Annotated in this window: 23 protein-coding genes, 2 pseudogenes and 1 riboswitch; of the genes and pseudogenes, 11 read left to right on the forward strand and 14 right to left on the reverse strand. The window is 71.1% G+C overall.

The annotated features are described in order from the left end of the window. Positions 1–103: 103 nt before the first annotated feature. Entirely contained in the window at positions 104–1,084 is a 981-nt protein-coding gene (locus ACGGCP_RS01515; protein WP_392959498.1) for a DUF4192 domain-containing protein, read from the reverse strand. Between the two features lie 309 nt (positions 1,085–1,393). On the opposite strand from ACGGCP_RS01515, the gene dnaE reads away from it, so the two are divergent. From dnaE to ACGGCP_RS01530, 3 genes are all read left to right on the forward strand, one after another. Further along, complete coding sequence (dnaE, locus tag ACGGCP_RS01520) at positions 1,394–4,936, forward strand: DNA polymerase III subunit alpha (protein WP_392959501.1); 3,543 nt, start codon at positions 1,394–1,396, stop codon at positions 4,934–4,936. 98 nt (positions 4,937–5,034) lie between these two features. Continuing rightward, complete coding sequence (locus ACGGCP_RS01525; protein ID WP_392959503.1) at positions 5,035–5,412, forward strand: hypothetical protein; 378 nt, start codon at positions 5,035–5,037, stop codon at positions 5,410–5,412. A 96-nt stretch (positions 5,413–5,508) separates the two neighbouring features. Continuing rightward, positions 5,509–5,979, forward strand: a complete 471-nt coding sequence (locus tag ACGGCP_RS01530) for a carboxymuconolactone decarboxylase family protein (RefSeq protein WP_392959506.1) — start codon at positions 5,509–5,511, stop codon at positions 5,977–5,979. A 65-nt stretch (positions 5,980–6,044) separates the two neighbouring features. Here the strand turns inward: ACGGCP_RS01530 and ACGGCP_RS01535 are convergent, their stop codons facing one another. Continuing rightward, positions 6,045–6,392 carry a DoxX family protein gene (locus ACGGCP_RS01535; RefSeq protein ID WP_392959508.1) on the reverse strand — a complete coding sequence of 116 codons (348 nt, stop codon included), beginning with the start codon at positions 6,390–6,392 and terminating at the stop codon, positions 6,045–6,047. 125 nt (positions 6,393–6,517) lie between these two features. On the opposite strand from ACGGCP_RS01535, the pseudogene ACGGCP_RS01540 reads away from it, so the two are divergent. Further along, positions 6,518–6,742 (forward strand): annotated as a pseudogene (locus ACGGCP_RS01540) (formylglycine-generating enzyme family protein); the annotation flags it as partial. A gap of 362 nt (positions 6,743–7,104) precedes the next feature. Here ACGGCP_RS01540 and ACGGCP_RS01545 read toward each other — a convergent pair. After that, positions 7,105–8,697, reverse strand: a complete 1,593-nt coding sequence (locus ACGGCP_RS01545; RefSeq protein WP_392959511.1) for a carboxylesterase/lipase family protein — start codon at positions 8,695–8,697, stop codon at positions 7,105–7,107. 156 nt (positions 8,698–8,853) lie between these two features. Between ACGGCP_RS01545 and ACGGCP_RS01550 the strand changes: the two genes are divergently transcribed. Then, on the forward strand, positions 8,854–9,426 hold the full coding sequence (locus ACGGCP_RS01550; RefSeq protein WP_392959514.1) for a TetR/AcrR family transcriptional regulator: 573 nt from the start codon (positions 8,854–8,856) through the stop codon (positions 9,424–9,426). A 56-nt stretch (positions 9,427–9,482) separates the two neighbouring features. Here ACGGCP_RS01550 and ACGGCP_RS01555 read toward each other — a convergent pair whose 3' ends face one another. Then, on the reverse strand, positions 9,483–10,148 hold the full coding sequence (locus tag ACGGCP_RS01555; protein WP_392959517.1) for a DUF998 domain-containing protein: 666 nt from the start codon (positions 10,146–10,148) through the stop codon (positions 9,483–9,485). A gap of 170 nt (positions 10,149–10,318) precedes the next feature. On the opposite strand from ACGGCP_RS01555, the gene ACGGCP_RS01560 reads away from it, so the two are divergent. The 4 genes from ACGGCP_RS01560 to ACGGCP_RS01575 all read left to right on the forward strand — a co-directional run bounded on the left by ACGGCP_RS01560 (position 10,319) and on the right by ACGGCP_RS01575 (position 13,098). After that, a complete protein-coding gene (locus ACGGCP_RS01560) occupies positions 10,319–10,882 on the forward strand; it encodes an HD family hydrolase (RefSeq protein ID WP_392959518.1) in 564 nt (187 codons plus the stop codon). Between the two features lie 92 nt (positions 10,883–10,974). After that, entirely contained in the window at positions 10,975–12,240 is a 1,266-nt protein-coding gene (locus tag ACGGCP_RS01565; protein WP_392959521.1) for a hypothetical protein, read from the forward strand. Between the two features lie 286 nt (positions 12,241–12,526). Next, the gene (locus ACGGCP_RS01570; RefSeq protein ID WP_392959524.1) at positions 12,527–12,760 is read left to right on the forward strand and encodes a hypothetical protein; all 234 of its coding nucleotides are present in this window, start codon (positions 12,527–12,529) and stop codon (positions 12,758–12,760) included. Between the two features lie 2 nt (positions 12,761–12,762). After that, positions 12,763–13,098 (forward strand): hypothetical protein, encoded by a 336-nt coding sequence (locus ACGGCP_RS01575; protein ID WP_392959526.1) that lies wholly within the window; start codon positions 12,763–12,765, stop codon positions 13,096–13,098. Between the two features lie 4 nt (positions 13,099–13,102). On the opposite strand, the gene ACGGCP_RS01580 is transcribed toward ACGGCP_RS01575, so the two are convergent. From ACGGCP_RS01580 to ACGGCP_RS01600, 5 genes are read right to left on the reverse strand one after another with little or no spacing between them, the layout of a single operon-like run. Continuing rightward, positions 13,103–13,912 carry an ECF transporter S component gene (locus ACGGCP_RS01580; protein ID WP_392959529.1) on the reverse strand — a complete coding sequence of 270 codons (810 nt, stop codon included), beginning with the start codon at positions 13,910–13,912 and terminating at the stop codon, positions 13,103–13,105. Continuing rightward, a complete protein-coding gene (locus ACGGCP_RS01585; RefSeq protein ID WP_392959532.1) occupies positions 13,896–15,518 on the reverse strand; it encodes an ABC transporter ATP-binding protein in 1,623 nt (540 codons plus the stop codon). The genes ACGGCP_RS01580 and ACGGCP_RS01585 overlap by 17 nt, the downstream gene beginning before the upstream one ends. After that, positions 15,515–16,618: a CbiQ family ECF transporter T component gene (locus ACGGCP_RS01590; protein ID WP_392959535.1), complete on the reverse strand. Its 1,104-nt coding sequence runs from the start codon at positions 16,616–16,618 to the stop codon at positions 15,515–15,517. Before ACGGCP_RS01590 ends, ACGGCP_RS01585 begins: the two co-directional genes overlap by 4 nt. Before the next feature lie 46 nt (positions 16,619–16,664). Next, a complete protein-coding gene (locus ACGGCP_RS01595) occupies positions 16,665–17,273 on the reverse strand; it encodes a hypothetical protein (RefSeq protein ID WP_392959537.1) in 609 nt (202 codons plus the stop codon). Positions 17,274–17,280: 7 nt separating this feature from the next. Further along, positions 17,281–18,561: a prenyltransferase/squalene oxidase repeat-containing protein gene (locus ACGGCP_RS01600; protein WP_392959540.1), complete on the reverse strand. Its 1,281-nt coding sequence runs from the start codon at positions 18,559–18,561 to the stop codon at positions 17,281–17,283. A gap of 83 nt (positions 18,562–18,644) precedes the next feature. Continuing rightward, a riboswitch (cobalamin riboswitch) is annotated at positions 18,645–18,813 on the reverse strand. Positions 18,814–18,942: 129 nt separating this feature from the next. Between ACGGCP_RS01600 and ACGGCP_RS01605 the strand changes: the two genes are divergently transcribed. Continuing rightward, positions 18,943–19,602 (forward strand): TetR/AcrR family transcriptional regulator, encoded by a 660-nt coding sequence (locus tag ACGGCP_RS01605; protein WP_392959543.1) that lies wholly within the window; start codon positions 18,943–18,945, stop codon positions 19,600–19,602. Here the strand turns inward: ACGGCP_RS01605 and ACGGCP_RS01610 are convergent. The 5 genes and pseudogenes from ACGGCP_RS01610 to ACGGCP_RS01630 all read right to left on the reverse strand — a co-directional run. Then, positions 19,530–20,768: pseudogene (locus ACGGCP_RS01610) on the reverse strand (MinD/ParA family protein); the annotation flags it as partial. The gene ACGGCP_RS01605 and the pseudogene ACGGCP_RS01610 overlap by 73 nt on opposite strands. A 291-nt stretch (positions 20,769–21,059) precedes the next feature. Beyond that, complete coding sequence (locus tag ACGGCP_RS01615; protein ID WP_392959546.1) at positions 21,060–22,259, reverse strand: UvrD-helicase domain-containing protein; 1,200 nt, start codon at positions 22,257–22,259, stop codon at positions 21,060–21,062. A 178-nt stretch (positions 22,260–22,437) separates the two neighbouring features. Beyond that, positions 22,438–22,677, reverse strand: a complete 240-nt coding sequence (locus ACGGCP_RS01620) for a MoaD/ThiS family protein (protein ID WP_392959549.1) — start codon at positions 22,675–22,677, stop codon at positions 22,438–22,440. A gap of 2 nt (positions 22,678–22,679) precedes the next feature. Next, positions 22,680–23,720, reverse strand: coding sequence for a GTP 3',8-cyclase MoaA (moaA, locus tag ACGGCP_RS01625; protein WP_392959552.1), 1,041 nt, complete (start codon positions 23,718–23,720; stop codon positions 22,680–22,682). Between the two features lie 17 nt (positions 23,721–23,737). Then, positions 23,738–24,688, reverse strand: a complete 951-nt coding sequence (locus ACGGCP_RS01630; protein WP_392959554.1) for a fructosamine kinase family protein — start codon at positions 24,686–24,688, stop codon at positions 23,738–23,740. Between the two features lie 42 nt (positions 24,689–24,730). On the opposite strand from ACGGCP_RS01630, the gene ACGGCP_RS01635 reads away from it, so the two are divergent. After that, positions 24,731–25,924: a sulfotransferase family protein gene (locus ACGGCP_RS01635; RefSeq protein WP_392959557.1), complete on the forward strand. Its 1,194-nt coding sequence runs from the start codon at positions 24,731–24,733 to the stop codon at positions 25,922–25,924. The last annotated feature ends 170 nt before the right edge of the window (positions 25,925–26,094 follow it).

Here is a 26,094-nt window from a genome sequence, read left to right on the forward strand (position 1 = left end):
GTGCCGTGGGCCGTGGGCCGTGGGCCGTGGGCCGTGGGCCGTGGGCCGTGGGCCGTGGGCCGTGGGCCGTGGGCCGTGGGCCGTGGGCCGTGGGCCGGTTCGGTCAGTCGTTGACCTCTGCTTCCTCTCGGTCTCCGCAGCCGATCCTTGAGAGGGCGCCCGGCGGGATGCCTGCCTGGAGGGCGGCCATGAGCATCTGGGCGAGCCGGTAGTGCGGGCTGGCTTTCAATGCGAGTTCGAAGGCCTCCAAGGCGAGCACCCCGTTTCCGAACCGGTAGGCGGCGAAGCCCGCCACTGTCGCGGCCGGGGCGACCAGGTCGTCCTCGAGGTGGCGGGCCACCCAGATCCACAGGTCGAGCCGGTTGCCTTCGAACCGGCCCGAGTTGATGCGGCGCAGCGCGTAGTCGCGGATGTCAAGATCCCCCAAGGCCAGGCCGACTGCGGCGATCCCTTCCGGGTCGGGGAGTGTCTTCGCGCCCATCCAATGGTCGATCGCCTGGAGGTCGAGGTCGCGCTGCGCGACCCAGTCGAGCTCGGCGTCGGACATGAGCGCCGCCGTGACCTCGAGCGCCACCGCCGACCGCCTGCCGTCGGAGGCAGGGGCGAGTTGCGCGGTGATCGCGCTCCGGTCGGCCTCCGCGTAGCCTCCCGCGACCGCGACTTCGCAGGAGGCCGCGGAGGTTTCCGGGAGCACCAGCCCTTCGGCCGGGCAGCAGGGTTTGCCGCAGGTGAGGCTGAACCACCGGCCCTCGGCGACGCGCAGGTGGTCGAGCGGCTCGATCCCGGCGGCGTGGAGGCGGGTGGACACACGCTCGGCGACGGCCTTCGCGAGTTCGGCCTCGCCGTAGACGACGACCACTGAGCCGTCGCATTCGTTGAGGCTCAGCTGCGCGGTGAGGTCCGGCAGGTGCTCCAGGTGGTCGGCCGAGCCTGGCAGGTCGACCCGGAAGGTGCATTGGAGTTCGCCGCTGTTGAGGCCCACGATGACGAGGCTGTGTTCCGGATGGAATCCCAGGAGGAGCGGGATGGTGGTCAGGAGGTCTGTGGGGCCGTTGAGCTTGATTCTCGCTTGTGTCGTGTGCATATAACAACTGTCCGTGACATGCCCAGTACTGGCAAGAATTATTTTTTGCCCTGTGGATAACTAAATTCTGCCTGAATAAGGCCTGTGGATAACTTGGTTCTGTTTGCGGTTTGTGGTACCGCGTGTCGGGTCTCACGCGGTGGGTTTCAGGGGCTGAGAGGGAGGGCATGGCGGCGCGGAGTCAGCGCTGCCGACTCTCACGGGGCGATAGGGTGGAAGGTCTGAACCGGGCCGCCCGCGCCAGTGCCGTGGCAGCGCCGCGCGGTGGCCCGCAGCGGGCGAAACCACAGGTCAAAGCGGGAGTGAAGCGTGTCGAAACAGTACGTCCACCTGCATGTGCACACCGAGTACTCGATGCTCGACGGCGCCGCGAAACTCAAACCCCTGTTCGCAGAGGCGGAGCGGCTGGGACAGCCCGCGATCGCGATGACCGACCACGGCAACATGTACGGCGGCTACGCGTTCTATCAGCAGGCGAAGAAGACCGGCGTCAAGCCGATCCTCGGTATCGAGGCCTACATCGCGCCGCAGGACCGCTTCCACAAGAAGCCCGTGTTCTGGGGCGAGCCGTCCCAGCGCGGCGACGACCTCTCTGGTGGCGGCTCCTACACGCACATGACGATGGTCGCCAAGAATTCCACGGGCGTGCGGAACCTCTTCCGCATGTCGAGTCTCGCCTCGTTCGAGGGCTACTACTACAAGCCCCGCATGGACCGCGAGCTCATCGCCCAGCACGCCGACGGCATCGTCGCGACCACCGGCTGCCCCTCCGGCGAGGTGCAGACCCGCTTCCGCCTCGGCCAGACCAAGGAGGCCTACCAGGCCGCCTCCGACTACCGGGACATCTTCGGGGCCGAGAACTTCTTCCTCGAGATCATGGACCACAACAACCAGATCGACGTGCGCGTCAAGGACGAGCTGTACGAGCTGGGCCGGAAGATGGGCATCCCGCCGCTGGTCACGAACGACTCCCACTTCGTGACCGAGGAGCAGAAGTCGACGCACGCGGCGCTGCTGTGCGTCCAGTCGGGCACCACCCTCGACGACCCGAAGCGGTTCAAGTTCGACGGCGAGGGCTACTTCCTGCGCTCCGCCGAGCAGATGTACGGCATCAAGACCGACGACCTGTGGCAGGAGGGCTGCGCGAACACGCTGCTCGTCGCCGAGATGGTCGAGTCGTACGACGACATCTTCGCCGTCCAGGACCGCATGCCGGTCATCGACGTCCCCGAGGGCCACGACCAGGGCACCTGGCTGCGGCACCTCGTCCTCGACGGCCTCAAGGACCGCTTCCCCGGCCAGGAGGTCCCTGCCGACTACCTCGCGCGGGCCGACCTCGAGCTGAACGTCATCATCAACGCCGGGTACCCGTCGTACTTCCTCGTCGTCGCCGACCTCATCAGCCACGCCCGCTCCATCGGCATCTACGTCGGCCCCGGCCGCGGCTCGGCCGCCGGTTCGCTCGTCGCGTACGCGATGAAGATCACGAACATCGACCCGATCGAGCACGGTCTCCTGTTCGAGCGGTTCCTCAACCCCGAGCGCGTCTCGATGCCCGACATCGACATCGACTTCGACGACCGCCGCCGCGGCGAGATGATCACGTACGCGACCGAGAAGTACGGCAAGGAGTTCGTCGCCCAGGTCATCACCTTCGGCACGATCAAGACCAAGGCCGCGATCAAGGACGCCGCCCGCGTCCACCACGGCCAGCCCGGCTTCTCGATCGCCGAGCGCATCACCAAGGCCCTCCCGCCGCCCGTCGCCGCCACCGACATCCCGCTCTCGGGCATCCTCGACACCGGCCACCCCCGGTACAAGGAGGCCGGCGAGGTCCGCACCCTCATCGAGAACGACAGCGAAGTCCGCACGATCTTCGACACCGCGCTCGGCCTCGAGGGCCTGATCCGCAACGCGGGCGTCCACGCGTGCGCGGTCATCCTCTCCTCGCAGCCGCTCATCGACTGCATCCCCATGTGGGCCAGGCCCGACGGATCGATCATCACCGGCTGGGACTACCCGTCCTGCGAGGACATCGGCCTCCTGAAGATGGACTTCCTGGGCCTGCGGAACCTCACCGTCATCGGCGACGCGATCGAGGCGATCAAGCTCAACCGGGGCGTCGAGATCGACCTCGACACGCTCCCCACGGACGACCCAAAGGCGTACGAGCTGCTCGCACGCGGCGACAGCCTCGGCGTGTTCCAGCTCGACGGCGCGGCCATGCGCGAACTCCTGAAGCGCATGCAGCCCACCGAGTTCAACGACATCATCGCCGTCAACGCCCTGTACCGGCCCGGCCCGATGGCCGCGAACTCGCACAACAACTACGCCGACCGCAAGAACAAGCGCCAAGAGGTCGTCCCGCTCCACCCGGAGCTCGGCGAGGCCCTCGAGGACATCCTCTCCGAGACGTACGGCCTGATCGTCTACCAAGAGCAGATCATGCGCATCGCCCAGAAGCTCGCGGGCTTCACGATGGGCCAAGCGGACATGCTCCGCAAGGCCATGGGCAAGAAGAAGGTCGACGTCCTGGAGAAGATGTACGCCGACTACGAGGCCGGCATGCTCGGCAACGGCTACTCCAAGGACTCGATCAAGACCCTGTGGGACATCATGCTGCCCTTCGCCGGGTACGCGTTCAACAAGTCGCACGCCGCCGGGTACGCCCTCGTCGGGTACTGGACCGCCTACCTCAAGGCGAACTACCCCGCCGAGTACATGTCCGCGCTGCTCACCTCCGTGGGCGACTCGAAGGACAAGGCCGCGATCTACCTGTCCGAGTGCCGCCGCATGGGCATCACGGTCATGCCGCCGGACGTCAACGAGTCCCGCCACATGTTCCACCCGGTCGGCAAGGACATCCGCTACGGCATGGGCGCGGTCCGCAACGTCGGCGCGAACGTCGTCGCCGGCATCATCGAGGCCCGCGAGGAGAAGGGCCCCTACGCCGACTTCAAGGACTTCCTGCAGAAGGTGCCCGCCCCCGTCTGCAACAAGCGCACCGTCGAATCGCTCATCAAGGCGGGCGCGTTCGACTCGCTCGGGCACGCCCGGCGCGGCCTCGCCGAAGTGCACGAGAAGGCGATCGACGCGATGGTCTCCATCAAGAAGGAGGAGGCCCGCGGCCAGTTCGACCTGTTCGGCGGCATGATGGAGGACACGACCGAGACCCTCGGTGTCGACCTCACCATCGCCGACGACGAATGGGACCGCCGCGACAAGCTCGCGTTCGAACGCGAGATGCTCGGCCTCTACGTCTCCGACCACCCGCTCAACGGCTTCGAGCGGCTGCTCTCCTCCAACGCCGACCGGCCGATCGCCGCGCTCCACGGCGAGGAGATCGCCGACGGCGCGAACGTGCGCGTCGCGGGCATCCTCCAGAACGTCGCCAAGCGCGTCACCAAGCAGGGCAAGCTGTGGGCGTCGGCCACACTGGAGGACCTCGCCGGCTCGATCGAGGTCCGGTTCTTCCCGAACACCTATGAGCTGGTGTCGGATTCGCTCGCCGACGACCTCGTGTGCTGCGTCAAAGGCAAGCTCGACCGCCGCGACGGCACCGCGCAGCTCATCGCGCAGGACCTCGCCGTCCTGGACACGTCCACCGGACCGGAGGCGAACTCCGCGCCGATCACGTTGGCGCTCAGGGCGGCCGCAGTGAACCCGGACCTCATCGAAAAGCTCTCCGATACGTTCAAGACCCACCGCGGCGAAGCTCAGGTGCGCGTCCAGCTCGCCAACGGGCCCAAGACGACCCTCCTCGCCCTCGGCGACCAGTGGCGCGTGCGGCCCTCAGTCGAACTCTCGGCCGACCTCAAGGCGATCCTCGGCGTCGGCGCGCTCGTCGGCTAGACGCATCGGAGGGGCCCGGCCGTTCTCGAACGGCCGGGCCCCTCCGCATTCCGCCCACCGGCCGCGGCGCCGACACCCCACTGCGACAAGATGACCGCATGACCCCTGTCCACAAACTCGGCGCGGCCTCACCCACCCGCCGGCGAGCGGCCCTGCTTCGCTTCGCCACCGAACTCGGCGCCTGGGCCGCTATCGGCACGGCCTTCGCGCAGCTCTCCCTGCCGCTCGCGATCGCCGTCGTCCTCGCCGCGATCGCCGTCCCCACCGTCTACGCCACCCCCGGCGACAAACCGCACGCCCTCATCCCCGTACCCGGGTGGGCGACCGTCGCGATCCTCGCCGTCACCATGGTGGGCGGCGTCGCCGCTGCCTGGATCGCCTGGCCATGGTGGGCCGCAACCGCTTTGAGCGCATTGACGGCCGCCAGCCTCGTAGCTGAACTGCCGCGCTGGCGCTGGCTGCTCACAGGAGTGTGACGCGCGACTCATCTCTTTCGTGGACTCCTGCGGTCACACTTTCGGCCGCTGTCTCGTCAATGCGGTGTAACTGACCAACCCGAAAGGAACACCGCGATGAGCACCTACCCCCGCATCGAGAACCCGGTCCAGCACCTTCCCGTCGTCGGCGAGATCGCCGCCGCCGTGAACAAGGTGAACGACGAGGGCGTCCTGCCCAAGCAGCTCGTCAACCTCGTGCTGCTGCGCGTCGGCCAGATCCTCGGCAGCTCCTACTTCACCGCCCGCCAGCTCCTCGACGCCGAGGACACCCCAGAGCGACTCGGGGCGGTCGCCACCTGGCGCACCGCGCCGTACTTCACCGGCGCCGAACGCGCCGCGCTCTCCCTGGCCGAGGCCGTGCACACCCCGAACCCGACCGGCGAGCGCGTCACCGACGAGCTGGTCGACGCGGCTCGGGAGCACCTCAGTGACAAGGAGATCGTCGTCCTCATCGGCGTCCTCGGCCAGATCGGGTTCTTCACCCCGCTGGCGCTGATCGGCAACCCGAAGGTCGGCGTCTCCTTCGCCGAGCAGTGGCAGAAGTAGCCGCGAACGGAGGCGGGCCCGCGCTCTTCGCGGGCCCGCTCGCCGGGCATTCACAGCGCTCTCGCTTAGGCAATTGCGCCGAGGATGAGGGCTGCGACGGCCGGGACCAGGTACATGACCGGGTAGACCACGGTCTTGTACGAGCGGGCCCGCAGCACCGTGACGACCGCACCGAGGAAGTAGAGGATGATGCCGATGGCGGCGGCGACGCCGATGAACGGGATGAAGAGGCCGACGATGAGACCGACCGCTCCGGCGGCCTTGGCGAGGCCGAGCAGGAACCACCACGACTGCGGCACGCCGTAGCTCTGCAGGGGCTCGACCACGAAGGCGGCCTTGGTGAAGATCGAATAGGCGGAGAAGCCCACCCAGAGCGCGGCGGCGATGGTGACGATGATGTAGGCGATGGTCATGGGAAGCTCCGGTTCGATTCGCGGGGACGCTGACATCCGGTTGAACCGCGCCGCGAAGCGAACGTGACAGCGAAGCCTGATTGGTGATGCAGATCACTGGCTTGGTGGGTGTCTGCACCGCTGCGGGGGAGAAGGCACCGAACGCCTGGGGTCTACACGACATGATCGGCAACGCCTGGGATTGGTGCTTCGACGTCTACGACGCCGAGGTCTACGGCGACTACCGGGTCATCAAGGGCGGCGGATGGTTCGACGAGCACTGGTCCTGCCGGGCGGACGTCCACCGCCGCACCATGCCGACCCTCCGCATCGACGGCCTCGGTTTCCGCCTGGCCCGCAACGCCACCTGAACGAGGCTCCGTCGACGAGACGAGACGAGACGAGACGAGACGAGACGAGACGAGAGGGCCGGGCCGGGCAGGGCCGAGTTGAGTTGAGCCAGTCCGAGCCAAGCTGAGCTCAGTCGAGTCGAGTCGAGTCGAGTCGAGCGTGGGTACGCGCCCCGCGCCCCGGGCTTCGGATTCCGATTCGCGGCTCGCAACTCGGACCCCCGGCCCAAGTCCTGCGGCTCGTGCCCCCGGCCCAAGTCTTGCGACTCGCGCCGCCGGCCTGCTTCCTGCGACTCACGCCCCCGCCCACCGCACTGTGCCTGACCGGTTCTGCCGCACGAAAAAGCGGGGCGGACCAGGCGGTCCGCCCCGTTCGATTGCGGTCAGGCGTTCAAAGACTTCCAGAAGTCGAGGTGGTGCTCGTCGGCGAAGTCGATGGTGCGCGCACCCTCAGGGGTGAGCTGGCGGACGTCGCAGTCGCCGTCGGCCTCGTGCCAGCGGCCGCGCCCGTCGGGGTCTCCGGTGCGGGCGAAGGTGGTCCAGGACTTGACCATCAGGTCCGCCAGCGGCTCGACCTCGGCGCGGCGGTCGGCGAACATCGTGGTGTCGAAGAGGAAGGCGACGTCGACCATGTGGTACGCGTCCATATCCCACGACGGGGCCTGGAACTCGTTGAAGTAAGGCGTGCCCGTCACGGCCATCTCGTAGGCGAAGGTCGGGACCTGCCCGGAGAGCGCGTCGATCGTGCCCGAGAGGTTCGCGGCCCAGTCCGCGTCGGTCTGCACGGCCGCGAGGGCCTTCGCCGGGTTCTCGAAGTCGCTCAACGGGTACTCGGCGGCGATCGCCTCGGCCGCCCCGGCGCCGAGGTGGCCGAACTGCTCTTCCAGGGTGGGGAGGTACTCCACGTCGGTCATCACGTGGCCGGACAGGACCTCCATGCCACCGGTCATGAGCTGGTTCTCGTCACGGTTGATCCCGACGAGCACCGGCACGTCGTTGATGTCGCCTGTAGCGATCGCGTCTGCCGTGGCGACGGGCATGACCGGTCCGCCGACGACCGGCTGCACCTCGTACTCGTTCACGGTGGCCGCGTTCAGGTCCTCGGGCTTGAGACCGCGCAGGCACGCCTCGACGTCCTCCGCGTCAGGGCACAGCGTCTCGGCGATCGCGATGTCCCGCTCCTGCCCCTCTTCCCGTGAAGGGGCCCAGTCGGAAGTGCAAGGCGAGCTCTGCATGATCGCCTTGTCGAACAGCCCTGCCGAGCTATCGGACGCGAGGTGCGCGCAGACGTCGTAGCCGCCGCCGGACTCGCCGAAGATCGTCACGTTGTCCGCGTCCCCCCCGAACGCCCCGGCGTTCTCGCCGACCCAGCGCAGCGCCTCCTGCTGGTCCTCCAGCCCGTAGTTCCCGGACGTGACCTCCCCGCCCTCGTCGAGCGCCGGGTGCGACATGCTCCCGAACAGGCCCTGCCGGTAGTTCACCGTGACCACGACCGCGCCGCCCTCGGTGACGAGCCGCGACGGGTCGTACTGCTCGGCCGCACCGTACGAGTTGCCGCCGCCGTGGAACCACACCATCACCGGCAGGTCCCCGCGGACCTTCTCAGGGGCGTACACGTTCAGGTAGAGGCAGTCCTCGTCGGTGCTCGGGATGCCCGGCATCGGCGCAGTGCCCTGGGCGCACACGTTCCCGAACTCCGTCGCCTCCCGCACCCCCTCCCACGAGTCAGCTGGTTCCGGTGAGGCCCAGCGCAGTTCGTCGACTGGCGGGGCGGCATAGGGGACGCCGAGCCAGGAGCGGACGCCCGCGTCCGCCGAGCCCTGGAGCGCGCCGAGCTCGGTGTCGACCAGGGTCGGGGCGGTGGGGGCCGCGCTGGCGGCGGCGGTGCCGTACGCGATGGAGGCGGCGGCGATACCGGCGGCGGCGAGGCTCGCGGCGACGGTCTTGACGGTCTTGACGGTCTTGGGGAAAGCCATTGGGGGGCTCGCTTTCGACTGGTGCGGAACGGGGTTCGTCCGCGTCTGGCAGAACCGTACCAAAGATTTGCGCAAACGTGCAAGGCGATCGCCTAAAAAATTTGCGCAAGGCGATCGCGCTAGGCAAATGCGCAGGTCGCTGTTAGGATCAGCCCCATGGGAAACCGAGAAGCGCTCCTCGAAGGAGCCAAGCAGTGCCTGCTCGAGAAGGGCTACGACCGGACGACCGTGCGCGACATCGCCACCGCCGCCGGGGTCAGCATGGCCGCGATCGGCTACCACTACGGCTCCCGCGAGGCCCTCCTCCAGCAGGCGCTCTTCGCCTCCCTCGAAGACTGGGACGCCGGGCTCCAGACCCAGCTCGCGAAGCTCGACGAACCCAAGGGCCCCAAGCGCTTCGAAGCCGTCTGGAACCTGCTCATCGACCACGTCAAAGGCAACCGGACGATGTGGATGGCCAGCTTCGAGCTGTTCATGCAGGCCCAGCGCACCCCCGAACTCGCCGAGATCTACGCCAAGGGCCAGCCCGGCGCGCTCTCGGCGATGGCCGCCCTCGCGACCGGCGAGATCGAGGAGACCATCGACGCCGACACGATCCGCACCGTCGGCGCTGTCCAGCTCGCCCTCGTCAGCGGCGTCGTCATGCAGTGGATGTCCTACCCCGACAACGCACCCGACCCCAAGACCCTCGCCGCGGGCCTCAAAGCCCTCGCGGCCACCCTCGACTGACCGCTCAACAACGAAGGGGCGAGCCGCGATGCGGCCCGCCCCTCAACGCCGCTGCGCTAGCGGCTCGAGCGGAGCACCTGCAGCGAGACCGCGGCCGCCCACAGCCAGGTGAGCGCGCCCCCGGCAAGCATCCACCGGTAGTCGGCCGCAGGGAACGCGGCCACGGTGAGCGCCACGTACAGCACCGCCACGGCGTAGCAGGCCGCGCGCCACAGCCCCCGCCCTTCGCGCCCGAACCGGCGCGCGAACACGAACGACGCCACCAGCAGCGCGATCCCCGCAGCGGGGGCCGCGAACGCGTGCAGGATGCTGTGCCAGCTCTGCTCTGCCGGCGCGCCGTCCGGCGTCCCGGCCGGGTAGCCGAAGGCCGGGTCGGCGACGAACACGCCGCCCCACACCAGCGCGATGCCGTACAGCCCGAACAGCCTCGGCCCCCACGTGCCGCCCGGTCCGCCGCCCAGCGCCCGGTGCAGGCCCACCGCGCCGACCAGGGCCAGGAGCCCGCAGACGATGAAGTTCGCGATCTGGATCCAGCCGAGCTCGCTCAGGCTCAGCATGCTCAGCGGGTGCACGACCGGGTCGAACCCGTCGCGCGTCGCCGCCTGCGCGATCGTGGCGGTGACGAACAGCGGCCCGGCCAGCACGCCGCACGCGAGCAGGCGGCGCGTGGAGGCGGACTGCGTTGCGGCAGAGACGGAAGGGGCTGCGGTGGCAGTACTCATGACGAGGGCTCCTTGAGGTGGTCGACTGGTTATGCCCGTATAGACGACGCCGAGGCGGCGGATTCATCGGCGGCGGCGCGCGCCGCCGTCCTGACGCAGCACGCCCGGGCGGCGGCTACGCTCGGTGCGCGGCCCAGGGCAGGGCCGCGCTGTCTGACGAGGGAGCGACCATGACCGACATGGACGGCATCGCCGAGTACCTGATCGAAGCCGGGAACCTGAAGCGCATCAAGCGCACCGGGTGGTGGTTCGCCCAGATCAAGGACCCTGAGAGCGTCGCCGAGCACTCCCACCGGGCCGCGCTCGTCGGCATGGTCCTGGCCGCGCTCGAAGGCGCCGACCCCAACCGGACCGCGCTCCTCGCCGTCCTCCACGACACCCCCGAGACCCGCATCGGCGACATCCCGCACATCGGCCGCCGCTACCTCACCGCCGCCCCGCCCGAAGCCATCGTCGCCGACCAGGTCGCCGACGCCCCCGCGCCGGTGGCCGCCCTCATCGCGGACGCCGTCGCCGAATTCGAGTCGAACGACAGCCCGGAGGCGCGCTGCGCCAAGGACGCCGACAAGCTCGAATGCCTCATCCAAGCCGTCGAGTACCGCCACACCGGCGCCGAGGTCGAGGAGTGGATCAACAGCAGCCAGGCCGCCCTCACGACCGAGTCCGCCCGCGCCATAGCCGAAGCCGTCCTCGCGGCCGACCCCCTCGCCTGGCAGAAGCCGCCGCGCGCGTGAGGCGAGCACGACGACGCGGCTGCCGAAACGTGTCATTACCCCGCAAATCACCTAGCAGTCCATAGGGTTCGAGTGTCCACTCCACTCACCCGATGGGACTTGCCTTGAGCGACACCGACCTCCACGGTTCCGACATCACCCGCTACGAAGAGGTCGAGCAGCAGGAATCAGGAACACAGTGGACTGACGTGCCGTTCGTCAGCCGCTACACCGCCACCGCTGACGCGATCAAGCAGGCCGGGAGCGAAAGCGCCGTGAGCACTGCGTTCACCATCGCCGGTGAGATCAAGGGCCTCGGCGAGGACGTCATGGGCGTCATCACCGACCCCGTCGGCACCCTCGTCGGCGCCGGGCTCACCATCATCCTCGACCTCGTGCAGCCCTTCGACGAACTGCTCATGATGGTCTCCGGCGACGCCACCGAGATGCAGCACCAGATCGACGTCCTCGGCCAAGTCGAGGCCGCTCTGGGGGCCCTCGACGAGGAGATCGCGAACGCCGCCGACGCCAACGTCAAGACCTGGGACGGCGAGGCCGCCGCCGCAGCGGGCAACGCCATCGGCGGGTTGGCCGCCACCGCAGGCTCGATGAGCGAGCGCGCCAAGGACGTCGCCGCGCTGCTCGACTGGGCCCGGATGCTCGCCGAGACGATCTACGAGGTCATCAAGGCGGTCCTGACCGAGCTCGTGTCCTGGGCGGTCACGCGCGGGATCGTGGCGCTCGCCGCGAGCGTCCCGACCGCCGGGGCGTCGGTGGCCGCGTTCGTGATGGACGCCGTGATCTCGGCGTCCCGCATGCTCCTCAAGGCCACCAGGAAGTTCCAGTTCGCGCAGCAGATCTTCATGAAGCTCCTGAAGTTCCTGCGCGCCAACCCCGTCGTCGACCGCGCCGCCGGGGAGTACCGGCTCTGGAAGGAACTCCTCACGACCGCGGGCACCGCCGTCGTCGACGCCGCGAAGGGCGCGGCCGCCGACGTCTACGGGCACGTCACCGACGCCTTGAGCCCCGAGGCCGGCACCATCGCCGCCCTCGTCGCCGAGGCCGCCCGCTGGCAGGTCGACCCGGACGAACTGGAGGCCGCCGCCGGATCGCTCGACGACCTGGCCCCGAACGCGGAGGCGATCGCAACGGCCGCAAGCGAAGCGGGAGCCGCCGAGATGACCTGGGGTCTGCCCGGCCTCTTCTTCGCCGAGGCCTACGCCGAAGGCTGCGCCGAACTCGCCGACCTCACCGGCCGCCTCGGTGCATCCATCAGCCGCCGGGCCGACGACCTGCGTCAGTGCGCCGAGACCTACAGTCAGGCCGACGCCGACATCGCCGCCGAGTTCGAGCGGCTCGCCGCCGAGCTCGCCGGTTGACGCCGGGTCCTCGAATGCCAAGGGCCGCAGACCGAACGGCTTGAGTCAAGTTCCCGACAGACCGCACTGTGGGACTGCCCGCGGAGTTGCCCGAGAGGTAAGCTCACTCCATACATGAGAGGCACATGCAAATGCATGTGCAACATAACGAAGAAGTAACAGTACTCATGTCGCCGTGGTCAGTCTCGAAACCGAGCGAACCTCATGCCATCCTCGAGGAGCCCGCACGCCTCTTCCGACCCGAAGAGTGCCGCGTCTCCCCGCCGCATGAAAGGGCCACGCCGCCATGCCGAAACGATCGATCACCGTCCGCATCGACGACCGCGACTGGCAGGTCATCGCCACCGTCGCCGCTGCGGAAGGCCTGGAACCGACCGCCTGGATCGCCCGCGCAGCGCGACGTGCCGCGCTCGCCGCCGAGCTCGAGGCGGCCGGGGAGGGCGCACTCGAGCATCGGGACTGGCTGGAGGCCACCGGCCGCGAGTCCCGCGAACTGTGGGCCGGGGACGGCGAGGAGTAGACGTGTCACCAGAAGAGGCGAAGTCAGAGCGGCGGCCGCTGAGACGCGGCGAGGTCTACATGCACACCCCGACGGGGAAGCGGGTGGTCGTGCTCTCCGACGACCGGTTCAACGCCGCCACCCACACCGGCTGCGTGCTCGTCGCCCCCTTGGGCCGAAGGCCCGGACCGGCCTCGGTGCCCTGCGGCGACCAGGACCCGGTGGGCGGCTTCGTCCATGTCGCCGAAGTCGGCCAGACCAGCGTCGGCAGTCTCGCCGACTGCGCGTGCATGCTCTCGGGCCGCACCATGGAACACCTCAACCGCGCCCTCGTCACCCTCTTCGACCTGCCGTACTAGGGCCTCAGGACCAGTTCGCCCTCCGTGCGGCCCTGCGCATGACGCGAAGCAGCAGCGGCCCCGTCAAGAGGACCAGCGCGACCGTCGTGACGGCCCGGCCGATGTCCCAGCCCAACGAGGTCGCGAGCGAGTAGGCGAGCAGGCGCGGCAGGTTCTCGCCGAGCCCCCCGCCCGGCACGTACGCGAGGTTCCCGCCCGTGATCGCGAAGGGCCAGAACGACATGTTGAGCAGCAGTCCGTACAGCAGCGACGAGAACGCGGCGTAGACGGCGAGGACCGCCAGCTCGGTCGTCCTGCCCGCCTTCGTGTCCGGTGTCCCCGGCAGGAGCCCCGCGCCCAGGGCGACGAACGCCGCCGCGAACATCTGGTACGGCAGCCACGGCCCGACCCCGCCCGTCAGCAGCGCCGAGGCGAACAGACCGGTGCAGCCCAGGATGAACCCGAACCCAGGCCCGAACACTCTGCCCGCCAGCACGAGCAGGAAGAACACCGTCTCGACCCCGGCGGCGCCCGCGCCGAACGGCCGCACCGCTGCCACGATCGCCGAGAGCACTCCGAGCATCGCGACCGCGCGCGCGTCGAGCCCGCCGTCCGTCAACTGGAGCAGCACGACTGCCGTCACCAGCGGCAGCAGCAGCGCGAACAGCCAAGGGCCCGAAGTGGTCTCGGTCAACGCTCCGCCCGGGGCCGCCAGCAGCGGCCATGACATCGCGACCAGGCCGAACCCCGCCGCCAGCGCGAGCGACAGCGCGGCCCTCCAGCGCACGGGCGGGCGCGGCCGGGCGAGCGGCGGCGTCTCAGTCGACCGCGTCATCGCCGGTCCCCAGTGCGGCGGCGACTTCGCCCACGGTGAGCCAGCCCGGCAGGACCTTCTCGGTCTGCGGGGCGAACATCGGGGACGCGGCCACGATCTGGCGGGCCGGGCCGTCTGCGACGACCTCGCCGTCGGAGAGGATCACGACGCGGCTGGCGAACTCGGCGCAGAACTCGACGTCGTGGGTGGAGACGACCACGCAGTGCCCGGCCTCGGCGAGCCTGCCGAGCCGGGACGCGAGCGCGGCCTTCCCCGGGTAGTCGAGGCCGCGTGTCGGCTCGTCGAGGAGGAGGAGCGGCGGTGCGGCCGTGAGGGTCACGGCGAGGGCGAGCGCGAGCCGCTGCCCTTCGGAGAGGTCGCGCGGGTGGGTCTCGCCGTCGATGCCGTCGGCGAGGTCGGCGAGGATCTTCGCGCAGGTCCCGGGTGGGACGCGGCCGTCGCGGTCGGCGCCGGCGCATTCGGCGGCGACGGTCTCGGCGTAGAGGAGGTCGCCGGGTTCGGCCGGGACGAGCCCGGCGAGCGTGCGCCGTTCGGCGGGTTTGCGGGCGGCGGGGTCGGCGCCGCCGATCGCGACCGAGCCGCCTGAGCGCTTCCCGGTGCCCTGCAGTGCCCACAGGAGGCTCGACTTGCCGGATCCGTTGCGGCCCATGAGGGCGATGCGCTCGCTGCGTCCGGCGACGAGGTCGACGCCGTCGACGGCGCGGACGCCGCCGGGGTAGTCGACGTGGACGCCGCGGGCGTCGAGCAGCGGCGGCCCGGCCGGGGTCTCGACGACGGAAGCCGGTGTGAGCGAGGCGAGCCGTTCGCGCAAGTCACCGGCGTGCCTGCGGGCTTCGCGGATGGTGACGGGCGGTCCGGGCCATCCGGCGAGGCGGCCGAGGTCGACGACGGGCGGCGCGACCGGCGAGACGGCCAGGACTTCGCCCACCGGGCCGTGGGTCACCTTGCCGCCGTTGAGGAGCAGTGCCGAGTCGGCGTACTGGGCGACGCGTTCGAGCCGGTGCTCGGCGAGGAGCACGGTGACGCCGAGGTCGTGGACGAGGCGGTGGAGCGCGGAGAGCACTTCGTCGGCGGCGGTCGGGTCGAGCGCGGAGGTCGGCTCGTCGAGGACGAGCGCGGCGGGCCCGGCGACGAGGGCCGCGCCGATCGCGACCCGTTGGCGCTGACCGGAGGAGAGGGCGGCGAGGTCGCGGGCGCGCACGTCGGCGAGACCGAGGAGGTCCACGATCTCGGTGACGCGCTTGCGCATCGCGGCGGGGTCGACGCCGAGCTGCTCGGCGGTGTAGGCGAGTTCGCGCTCGACCTCGTCGGTCACGAAGCCCGCCAAGGGGTCCTGGCCGACGTACCCGACGAGGTCGGCCAGGTCGGCCGGGGTCGAGCCGCGGACCTCCCTGCCCGCCACGGTGATCCGGCCGGACATGCTGCCGCCGGTGAAGTGCGGGACGAGGCCGTTCACGGCCTTCAGCAGCGTCGACTTGCCCGCGCCGGTGGGGCCGACGAGCAGGCAGAACTCGCCTTCGGGGAGGTCGAACGAGACGTCGTCCAGCACTCGCTTCCCCGTGTAGGCGAAGGTGACGCGGTCGAAGGCGATCCCGCCGGGGTTCATGGTGTTCCTCCTCTTTGGGACGGCACGAGCAGGGCGGGCGCGGTGGCGAGGAGGATGCCGCCCGCGGCCCACATCGGCAGGTCGGGCACCGTGATCGGGTTCGTCGCGGGCCACAGCGCCGCGGGCTCGTAGAGTCCACTGAGGACGCTTCCGGCGACGGCGGCCGCGCCGGAGGCGACCACGAGCCAGTCGCGGGCGCCGAACCGGTCGGGGCGGTAGCGGGTGTGCGGGACCCGCTTGGAGGCGAACGCGATCCCGAAGGCCGCGACGCCCGCGCTGACGGCGACGACCGACCAGGCCAGCGGTGCTGGCGTCCCGGCGCCGAGGAGCACGTACGCGCCCGCGCAGAGCCCGATGAGTCCGATGAGGAGTGACGCGCCGGTGGTGCGACGGGCTGAGGCGGGGATTCCGGCGGCGCGGCCGTAGCCGCGCGAGGCCATCGCTGCGGCGAGGGCGAGCGACCGGTCGAGCGCGTCGTGCAGGACCGGGGAGACGATTGTGCGCATGAGGTTCGCGGGGCTGCGGCCCGTGTTGCCGCGCAGGGCCCTCGCACGGCGGACGCGGCCGACGCTCTCGACGAGCTGCGGGGCGACCGACAGCGCGACGACGACCGCGACGCTCACCTCGTACAGGGCGGCCGGGACCGAGCGGAGCAGCCGCCGGGGGCTGGCGAGCGCGTTGGCCGCGCCGACGCAGACGAGGAGGGTGGCGAGCCGGAGGCCGTCGTAGGCGGCGGCGAGGGCGCCTTCGGCGGTCACGTCGCCGCCGAGCCGGAAGCCCGCGGCCCAGGCGGGGAGGGTCGCGGAGGGGAGGGTGAAAAGGACGGTGGGGCCGTCGGAGCCGCCGAAGACGACGTAGAACGCAATACGGACCGCGATGGCGCTCAAGCCGATGACGAGGAAGACCCGGTACGCGCCGGACCAGGGCTCGGATCCGCGGCACCAGGTGACGACCAGCCCTGCGACGGCGACGATGAGGAGCAGCAGCCACGGGTTGCCGGTGCGCCCGGCGGCGGTGGCGAGCAGCAGGGCCCAGCCCCACCAGGCGACCGGATGGGCGGTCCGGCGGGACGCGGAAGGCCCCGAGCGGGCTCCGCTCATGCCGACCGCCGGACCGGCGGTCGGGTACCGGCGCTGCTCGGACCGGTCATGCGCGCCGGTCGCGGCGCATGCGCCAGATCGCGAGCGCGGCGACGGCGGCGATCGCGACGACCGCGACGACCCACGTGAACGAGCGCTCCGTCTGCTCTCCCGGGCCGTGCCCCTCGGTCGACTCGGCGGCCTCGACGGGGGTGATCGCGGGCGCGGTCGAGCCGTCGCCGAACACCCAGCCCTCGACGTCGCCCGCGTCGGGGCGCGCGTCGCCGCCGCCCACGGGCGAGTAGGACCAGGTCTCGTCGTCGGCGTTGGCCCGCCAATACGACCAGTACTCCTTCGCGGGAGGCGCTGCGCCGCAGTCGCTTTCGGGGAGGTCGTCGATGCGGCAGACCATGCCGCGGATCGAGGCGACCTCGGTGACGGCGAACCCGGCCTGCGCGAGCGCGTCCAGGCCGTTCGCCGGGTCGGCGGCGCACCCGGTCGCGGGCTCGGTCGCGAGCGTCCCGAAGTCGACGACGACCGTGACTTCGAGGCAGCCGTCATGAGCGGCGGCAGGGGAGGCGGGGAAGAGGACCGCGAAGAGCACCGCTATCGCAGCGCGCAGGCAGCGCCCGCCGGACCGGCGGGCGCTGCCTGCGTTTCGTTCGCTTCGGGACACGTGCCGACTATTGCTTGTCGGTGCCGTCGCCGTCAGCGCTTTCGCCGTCGCCGGAGGCCTCGCCCGAGTCGCCCTTCGGCTCCTCGGCGGGCGCCGCGTCCCCGGCCGGGGACGCACCGGCGCCGCGCTTGCGGGACTGCAGCGCGAAGGCGACGATGAGCGCGACGAGCACGACCACGGCGGCACCGATCGCCCACGGCACCCACGAGGCCGAACCCTCGTCCTCGTCGGCGGCCGCGTCGGTCGCGGACTCGTCCCCGGCGCCGGCGCTCTCGCAGCCGGTGCCCGGGGCGGCGGCCTCGATGCCGGTGGCGTCGAGGTTCGCGAGGTCCTGGCCCGCGATCGGGACGATCGCCTGCGCGGTCGCGAGCAGGCGCGAGGCCTCGCCGAACTCGGGGTCCTCGGGGTCGGTGTACATGAGCGCGCCCGGCGCGTCGCTGTCGCAGCCGAACTGGAGCGTCAGCAGGAACGAGACGGCGCGCTCGGCGGCGTCGGCCCGATCGGTCGCCAGGAACGCCTGGGCGGCCATCGCGGTCGAGTTCGCGTTCTCGCCGAAGCCGTTGTCGAACCCGCCGTCCTCGGCCTGCGCGGCCTCGAGCCACTCCACGGCCGCGGTCAGCGGGGCGGCGGCGTCGTCGCCGAGGGTCGCGAGCGCGGACGCGACGAGACCGGTCGTGTCGGGGTCGGAGACGCAGTCGTCGCCGCCGTCGACGTCGCCGAAGTTGAACCCGCCGTCGGGGCACTGGACCGCGGCGAGCCCGGCCGCGGCCTCGGGGCCGGCCGGGGTGCCGGTGCGGGCGAGGCCGAGGACGGCCCACGCGGTGGACGGCGCGGTGCCGTCGCCGTAGGTGCCGTTCGCGGTCTGCGAGGCGGTGACCTCGTCGGCGAGGCGGATCTCGGCGAAGTTCGTCGGGTCGCCCCCGGCGGTCGCGACGGTGTACATGACCTTCCCGGCGGCGCCGGCGTTGAGCGCGGGCTCGGTCGCGCCCTCGACCGCGGGGTACACGTACGGGGAGAGCGTCTCGTTGCTGTTGAGCCACTCGAGGGTGGCCTGGACCTGGTCGCCGCCGACGCGGGCGGCCTCCAGGGCGATGACGGCGTCGAGCGAGGACGAGACGTCCCCGCCGTTCCAGGAGGTGCCGTCGGACTGGGCGACGAGCCAGGACGCGGCGGCCTGGGCGGGCTGCGCGAACGGGGCGTCTTGGGCCTCAGCCGGTGCGGCGGAGGCGAGGACGGCGACGGGCACGACCGCGGCGGCGGCCAGCAGTCGGGCGGGCAGGTGGCGCAATTGCCTGACCTTTCCTTGAGCGAGTTGGGTCTTCGGGCAGGCGGCGGCGCCGCAAGCGCCTGTAGACCACGACAGGCGTTGACAATTCGGACGGCGTCGTCGGCGGGCATTCGGGCTCACGCGGGTGGACCGAGCAGGATCGAAGGGTGCTCGGCAGTTTGTCTGAGTTGACGGACCGCGACTACCGTTGCGGGTCAGCGCCGGCCTTTCACCGGACTTCCCCCGCCAGACGCCTATGCAATTTGGGTCATTCTCGCGGGTGGATTCGCTGGGTGTCAAGCTGACCGGTCGCGCAGTGCAGCCGTTCACTCGCGCCACGCGAGTGAACTCCCGCCTTGCGGTTATTGACCCGTAGCACCGGGTGTCGATACGGTGCACAACGTGAGCAGAAATAAGAACGCCGATTTGGACAGAGTTCTTCGCGCTGCGACACGGGTCTTCCTGGAGCGCGGGTTCTCCGCCACCTCCATGTCGGACCTCGTCGCGGCGACCGGCATGAACCGCGCCGGGCTCTACGCCGCATTCGGGTCCAAGCACCAGCTCTACATCACCGCGCTGGGCCGCTACCGGGAGGACACCGAGCCGGAGCTGCGAGCGATCGCCCACCGCGCCCTCGAGCGCGGGAGCGACGAGCGCATCGACGCGCCGCGGGTGGTGGCCGATCTGCTGGAGGTCGTGGCCCGCCATTCCAAAGAGGGCGGTTTCGTGGTGCGCGCCGCGGTGGAGCTGGCCGACGACCCCGCCACGATGCGCCGCGTCCAGGAGGCCTGGACGGAGCTCGAACGCGATCTCGCCGCGATCCTGGCACGGGCGGTCGAGCGCGGCGAGATGCACGCCGCGGCGGACCCTCCGCGGCTCGCCGCCACGGTCCTCGTGTTCGTGCAGGGCGCGCTCGTCCTGGGCCACGCCGACGAGGACGACCGGCGCCTCGCCGACGCCGCGGCGGGCCTCGTCGGGCTCCTCGCCGCCTACAGCCCCTCGGCGACGGCCGAGGAGATCCGCAGCCAGGCCGACGACGACGCCTTGCTCAGCGAGTCGTAGCGGATCGGCTCGCCCGAGTCGAGGAGCTTCTCGTACGGCGCGAGCAGGACCGCCCTCGTGCGGGCCGCGAAGTGCCGCTGCACCGCGGGCAGGTCCACGTCCTTGCGGTGGGCGGGCATCGACACCACCGACACCGCGCCGCGCACCAGGTCGCGGCGGCCGGTCTGCTCCAAGTGGTCGAGCATCCGCGCGGCGGTCTCCGCCGAGTCGTTGCGGGCCGACATCGTCACCACCAGCTGGTCGGTCGCGTCGATCGCCGCCTGCCAGTTCGCCGCCCGCACGTTGTTGCCGGTGTCGACGACGATGAGCTTGTAGAAGCGCGACACCGCTTCGCGCAGGTCGCCGAACGCCTGCGACGTGAGCATCTCCCCGGCCGTCGCCGACTCGTCGGAGGCGAGCACGTCGAACATCGCGCCGCCCTGGGCGCGCACGTACTGCGAGAGGTCGCCGATGCGCCCCGTGGGGCCCCGGAAGTGGTCGAGGTCGCGCAGCAGGTCCCGGACGGTCCGCACGTGGAAGTCCTGCTGGGCGCGCATGCCCAGCGTCCCCTGCGTCTCGTTGTTGTCCCACGCGAGCACGTAGCCGCCGCGGTGGCGGCCGAACGTCATGGCGAGCATGAGGACAGCGACGGTCTTGCCCGCGCCGCCCTTGGGGTTGACGACGGTGATCTGGCGCAGGCCCCCGAAGTTGCGGCGCACGGTGTCGACCGCCCGCTGCCGTGAACGTTCTCGGGGCCCGGGCGGGAGGGCGACCATGCCGAGGCTGAAACGGTGGAGCGCGCCGCGCAGGCCGGTCTCGGCCACGGGCGGGCGCGGCGGCACGACCCGGCGGGACGCGAAGTCGTCGGCGGTCACGCCGAGCCGCTCGAGCGCGCCCGCGTGGTCGGGGAACACCGGGACCGGGACGTTCGTGCGCGGCGCGGGCGCGGGAGGCGCGCCGACCTGGTAGTCCACAGGGGCCGGACCGGGCGGCGCGGGCCAGCCGTCCACGAGCCTGGGCTCCTGCGGCGCCTCGTACTGCGCGGGCGGCGAATCGTAGGGAGCCGCCGGGCCGGGCATGGGCGTCGCGGCCGGGGGCGGCGCGCTCGGCACGTGGTCGCCCTGGCGCGGATTGCGGACGGGACCGGCGTGGTGCGGCTGCTGCATGACGTCCTCGGGAGCGCTGTCCTGCTGGTGCACTTCCGAAGACGCGTAGTACTGCTCGCTCGCCTCCGGCGGCGCGACGTACTCGTGGTTCGATTCCGGCGGCGCGCTGTACTCATGGTTCGCGCCTGGCGGCGCGAACGGCGACCACCCTGGAGCATCCGGCCGGTGCAGAGGAACGGTGTCCTCCTCGGTGTGCTCCATCGGGGCCTCCCAGCGCGCGGATGCGCTCAGCGTCAGAGTGCGGTTACCCGACTATTGTGGCCCATACGCCTGTCATCGCGTGGGAACTCGGCACGGCTCCCGATCGCGGACTCACAGCAGTCGCGGCTGCTCAGGGCCCGAACGGTCCTGAGGGACCATCCCGAATGGACTGAACAGTCCCTGGTCCACATCGGCCAGAAGCGGCGAGCCCGCGCCGGTGTGGCTGACATACGCGAGGTCCCTCGTGCGCCCGAGCGCGACGTACAGCTCGCGGCGGGCCGCGGCCGTGTTCGGCCAGTCCTCGGCGGTCATCCCGGTCAGGCACACGACCCGGAACTCGCCGTCGGCGGCCTCGGCGACGGACATCCCGTCGGGGCCGATCACCGCGAGCTCCTCGGGCGCGACCCCGGCCTCGGCGAGGCGGTCGGTGAGGTCCTCGACGAAGCGCTTCTCGTCGTCGGCGTCGACCGCGAAGCACCGGCCGATCCCCGAGCCCTCGAGCGCCGGGCGCTCGGGCTGCACGAGCCGACCCGGGACGCGGCTGATCGGCTCGATGACCTGCGAGGCGGCGACGAGCACCGCGGCGGGGCTGCGGTGGTTGCGCGACAGGCGCATCACGTGCGCCTGCGGGAACCGCTCCCCGAACGCCGCGAACGCGGCGGGCTCGCCGGTGACGAGCGCCGAGTCGGGGTCGCCGGTGGCGGTGATGTCCGCTTCGGCCCCGCGGTTGTCGGTGACCTGGCGGAACAGGCGCATCGGCATGCGCGGCAGGTCGTCGATGAAGATGTGCCCGAGTTCGGGCGGGCTCGCGGCGGCGAAGTCGTCGAACTCGGCGACGGTGATCGAGGCGGCCTCGCGGCCGATGAGCGCGCCGAGCTCGCGGCGCAGGCGCGCGGCGCCGGGCGCGGACGCGGCGAGGACCAGGCACTGGCGGGCGGGCACGCCCAGCTCCTGCACGAGGTAGGCGACGCGGCGGATGAGGAGGTGCGTCTTGCCGGTGCCGGGGGAGGCGTTGATGAGCAGCGGGCCGCGGCCGGCGGAGGCGGCCACGCGCTGCATGGCGTCCAGTGAGTCGAGCAGGCCCGCGCCGACCTCGTCCATGCCCGTGAGCAGGGGCGCGGACTCCAGCCACGGGTCAGGGGTCCGGGTCGTCAGCGCCGGTTCGGGCATGGGGACCGCTTCGCGGACGTACCGGGAGTGGTGCGACCGGTGCGAGCGGCGGCGCCGCTCGGCGGTGGTCCGCATGCCGGCGGAGAGCTCGAACAGCGGGGACGCCACCTGCGGTTGCTTGCGTTCATCAGGACGGCGCACCTATGCATCCTCGCAGACAGACGGCACGTGCCCGGAAGCGGCTCCCGCCCGGGCGCGCCGCGCCTCGAACAGCGAATCCTCCTCGCGAACCGTCGCCTGTCGGACCCTCGGCGTATCGTGTCGGACAGGGGGCCACCCCGGGGACAAATCCGGAAAATCCGCTTTCACGTTCACGGCCTCACCCGCCCGCGAACGGCGGCAGCACCTCCACCGTCACCCCGGCCGGGAGCACCGTCGCGGGGTCTTTCGCGGCGAGGCCGTCGACCAGCAGCGTCGACACGATGAGCACCTTGTCGAGCGCCGGCCCGTGCCGTTGCCCGAGCACCGCCTTCAGCTCGGCGACGTCGGCGGCGGACACCTGCTCCTCGCCGGTCCCCGCGGCCGCCTTCGCGCCCGCGAAGTACCGCACCGTCACCACGCTCACCCTCCGATCGCCGACATCGGGCGGGCGGGCTGCAGGAACGACGGGTCGTCGATGCCGTGCCCGGGGAGCTTGCCCCACATGGCCTCGCGCCAGCGCGCGCCGATCTCGGCGTCCGGGGCGCCGTCGCGCAGGAGGCCGCGCAGGTCGGTCTCGCCGCGCGCGAACAGGCAGTTGCGGACCTGCCCGTCGGCGGTGAGGCGGGTGCGGTCGCAGTCGCCGCAGAACGGGCGCGTGACCGAGCCGATGACGCCCACTTTCGCGGGCCCGCCGTCGACGAGCCAGGTCTCGGCGGGGGCCGATCCGCGGTGCGCCGGGTCGGGGACCAGGTCGAACTCGCGTTTGAGGGTTTCGAGGATCTCGGCGGCGGTGACCATCTCGTCGCGGCGCCACACGCCCGCGGCGTCGAGCGGCATCTGCTCGATGAACCGCAGCTGGTAGCCGTGGGCGATCGCGAACCGCAGCAGCGCGGGGGCCTCGGTGTCGTTGACGCCGCGCATGAGCACGGTGTTGAGCTTGACGGGGGCGAGCCCGGCGGCGGCCGCGCCCTCGATGCCGCGCAGTGTCGCGGCGAGGCGGTCGCGCTTGGCGAGCTCCTTGAACGTGCCGGGGTCGAGGGTGTCGAGGGAGACGTTGACGCGGTCGAGCCCGGCGGCCACGAGCGGCGCGGCGAGGCGTTCGAGGCCGATCGCGTTGGTGGTCAGGGAGATCTCGGGCCGGGGTTCGAGCTTCGCGGCGGCGGCGACGATGTCGACGAGGCCGGGGCGCAGGAGGGGCTCGCCGCCGGTGAACCGCACCTCGTTGACGCCGAGGTCGCGGACGGCGATGCCGACGAGGCGCGAGACCTCGTCGTCGGTGAGGAGCTCGGGTTTGGGCAGCCACGGGAGCCCGGCTTCGGGCATGCAGTAGGTGCAGCGCAGGTTGCAGCGGTCGGTGAGGGAGACGCGCAAATCGGTGGCGGTGCGGCCGTGGCGGTCGCGCAGGCCGAGAGCAGCGGACGGCGCGTTCGCTGTCCCTTGGGTCGGAGTCGGTGCTGCCATGCGTCGAGCCTAGTTCGTCAATATGACAGTTTCGTAAAGTGAGACACGTTTCCCATCAATTGGTCGCGGTAGGCGCGTCCGAAGAGGGTCGTGTGGACCAGGAGGGGGAACAGCTGGTGCATCGGCGTCCGCGCCTCCCAGCCCTCGGCCAGGGCGTGCACCTCGGTGTACCCGGCGATGACGGCGTCGAACATCGGCACGCCGCCCCACATGCGCAGGTTCGCCAGGTCGGTCTCGCGGTGGCCGCCGTGCGCGGCCGGGTCGATGAGCCAGGCCCGCTCGGCGCCCCAGTGCACGTTGCCCCACCACAGGTCGCCGTGGGTGCGCGAGGGCGCCTCCTCGGGCCCGGCGAGTTCGGGGAGCTTCGCGCACAGGGCTTCGACGGCGGCGACGTCGGCCGCGTCGAGCGCCCCATTGTCGCGGGAGGGCTGCAGGTACGGCTCGATCCGCTTGGCCGCGTACCACTCGGCCCAGGTGCCGTCCGCCGGCTCGTTGTCCATGAAGGTCTCGCCGATGTAGCCGTGCCAGGGCGCGCCGAACCGCTCGGCGCCCGCGTCGTGCATGGCCGCGAGCTCGCGGCCCAGTTCCACGGCGTGCTCGCGGGTCGGCTCGGCCGGTTCGATCCACGGCTCGACGAGCAGCCGCTCGTCGGCGTACAGGAGCGGGACGGCCGCGGGCGTGGCCTCCCGCAGCCACCGCAGCCCGTTCGCTTCGGCCGCAAGGTAGTCGGCCGGGGCGTGCTCGTTGAGTTTGGCGAACAGGTGGGAGCCGTCGTCGAACGTGAGGCGCTGCGCGGTCGCCCGGCACGGGCGCGGATCGGTCATCGGCATCGCGAAGTCGCTCGCCTTGACCGGGGTGGTGCGCACGCGCTGGTGCTCGATGAGCTCGGGCAGGAGGCGGAGGCGCTCGAGGTCGGGGGCTTCTTCCACGGACCCAATGTAGCGGAACGCGAACGGCGGAACGGGCATGAAAAACTCTTCGTGTTGGAACCCCTTTGCTCTGGAGGCCCCATGCGTCGCACCGCCCGCTGGCTCACCGCCGTCAACACCATCAGCGCCCCACGGGTCTCGTCCCAGAGATCCCGAGTGGACGGCGTCTTCGACCGGATGGTCCACAAGGCCGAGCACCAGGCCGAGGCGGACTCCGCGGTGGCCCAGGAGTTCGTCGACTCCTACCGGTTCCTGCTGCGCGAGGTCGCCAAGCAGGACACGCTCTCGATGGTCGGCTGGCAGGGCTTCATCGACGACATGACCCGCCGCATGACCAACCACCTGCGCGTCGAGCGGCTCATCAACGAGCACCCCGAGATCGCCCACGAGCCGATCGAGCGCCCCATCGTCGTGGTCGGCCTGCCCCGCACGGCCACCACCGTCACCCACAAGATCCTCATCCAGCCCGAGGGCAACCGGGCCCCGCTCATGTGGGAGCTCATGAACACCCACCGCGGCGACATCGACCCGAAGTTGCGCGACAAGCTCATCAAGGACGCCCAGACGATGGCGTCCCTCGCGAGCAAGGCCTCCCCGGTGTGGGACCTCATCCACCCGATGAACGCCATGCAGCCCGAGGAGTGCGTGTTCGCGCTGCCGCACGGGTACCAGTTCATCACCCGCGCCACGATGCCCGCGTACCGCCGCTGGGTCGACGAGCGCGACTACACCGAGGACTACGGGCACCTCAAGCGCGTCCTCCAGGTGCTGCAGTGGAACCAGCCGCGCCGCCGCTGGGTGCTCAAGTCGCCGTTCCACCTGTTCAACCTGGACGTGCTGCTCAAGGTCTTCGACGACGCCACGGTCGTGTGGATGCACCGCGACCCGTCCACCGTCATGGGCTCCTGGTGCTCCCTTGTGGAGACCGGGCGGGCGCTGCACCACCGCACCTACGACGCCTCCAAGATCGGCCCGGAGTGGCTCGACATCTTCGGCAAGGGCGTCGCCCAGGCCCGCGCGGTGCGTTCGGCGGCCTCGCGCGAGCGGTTCGTCGACGTGCCGTACCACTCGTTCACGGCCGACCCGCACGCCCTCATGCCGAAGCTGTTCGCGCGGCTCGGCCTGGCCTGGACCGCGACCGAGGAGGCCAACCTCGAACAGGTCCTCGCGCGCCCGGGGATGCGCCGCAGCCACGAGTACCACCTGTCGCGCTACGGGATCGAGCTCGACGACGTCGAAGCGGCCTTCGGCGACTACGGCCGACTCGGCTTCTAGCACTGGAAACGCGCTGCGGGGCCGGTCCGAATCGGACCGGCCCCGCAGCGCGTGCAGAAAATGTCGTACCCCTCCGATACCTTCGAATCGGTCGGGTGGAGCGTCATGCGGGTGCCGCTCCGCCCGACCGGCCGAACTGCATCAGCGCAACCGTATAGAGGGGGGTGGTA

The sequence above is a fragment of the Glycomyces sp. NPDC048151 genome, assembly GCF_043202775.1.
GTDB lineage: Bacteria > Actinomycetota > Actinomycetes > Mycobacteriales > Micromonosporaceae > Glycomyces.

What these genes read in the sequence shown, in the direction of transcription:
- ACGGCP_RS01515 (WP_392959498.1), bottom strand. Translation starts at nt 1,084, where the DNA reads ATGCACACGACACAAGCGAGAATCAAGCTCAACGGCCCCACAGACCTC.
- ACGGCP_RS01525 (WP_392959503.1), top strand. Translation starts at nt 5,035, where the DNA reads ATGACCCCTGTCCACAAACTCGGCGCGGCCTCACCCACCCGCCGGCGA.
- ACGGCP_RS01530 (WP_392959506.1), top strand. Translation starts at nt 5,509, where the DNA reads ATGAGCACCTACCCCCGCATCGAGAACCCGGTCCAGCACCTTCCCGTC.
- ACGGCP_RS01535 (WP_392959508.1), bottom strand. Translation starts at nt 6,392, where the DNA reads ATGACCATCGCCTACATCATCGTCACCATCGCCGCCGCGCTCTGGGTG.
- ACGGCP_RS01545 (WP_392959511.1), bottom strand. Translation starts at nt 8,697, where the DNA reads ATGGCTTTCCCCAAGACCGTCAAGACCGTCAAGACCGTCGCCGCGAGC.
- ACGGCP_RS01550 (WP_392959514.1), top strand. Translation starts at nt 8,854, where the DNA reads ATGGGAAACCGAGAAGCGCTCCTCGAAGGAGCCAAGCAGTGCCTGCTC.
- ACGGCP_RS01555 (WP_392959517.1), bottom strand. Translation starts at nt 10,148, where the DNA reads ATGAGTACTGCCACCGCAGCCCCTTCCGTCTCTGCCGCAACGCAGTCC.
- ACGGCP_RS01560 (WP_392959518.1), top strand. Translation starts at nt 10,319, where the DNA reads ATGACCGACATGGACGGCATCGCCGAGTACCTGATCGAAGCCGGGAAC.
- ACGGCP_RS01565 (WP_392959521.1), top strand. Translation starts at nt 10,975, where the DNA reads ATGGGACTTGCCTTGAGCGACACCGACCTCCACGGTTCCGACATCACC.
- ACGGCP_RS01570 (WP_392959524.1), top strand. Translation starts at nt 12,527, where the DNA reads ATGCCGAAACGATCGATCACCGTCCGCATCGACGACCGCGACTGGCAG.
- ACGGCP_RS01580 (WP_392959529.1), bottom strand. Translation starts at nt 13,912, where the DNA reads ATGACGCGGTCGACTGAGACGCCGCCGCTCGCCCGGCCGCGCCCGCCC.
- ACGGCP_RS01585 (WP_392959532.1), bottom strand. Translation starts at nt 15,518, where the DNA reads ATGAACCCCGGCGGGATCGCCTTCGACCGCGTCACCTTCGCCTACACG.
- ACGGCP_RS01590 (WP_392959535.1), bottom strand. Translation starts at nt 16,618, where the DNA reads ATGAGCGGAGCCCGCTCGGGGCCTTCCGCGTCCCGCCGGACCGCCCAT.
- moaA (WP_392959552.1), bottom strand. Translation starts at nt 23,720, where the DNA reads ATGGCAGCACCGACTCCGACCCAAGGGACAGCGAACGCGCCGTCCGCT.
- ACGGCP_RS01630 (WP_392959554.1), bottom strand. Translation starts at nt 24,688, where the DNA reads ATGCCCGTTCCGCCGTTCGCGTTCCGCTACATTGGGTCCGTGGAAGAA.
- ACGGCP_RS01635 (WP_392959557.1), top strand. Translation starts at nt 24,731, where the DNA reads ATGCGTCGCACCGCCCGCTGGCTCACCGCCGTCAACACCATCAGCGCC.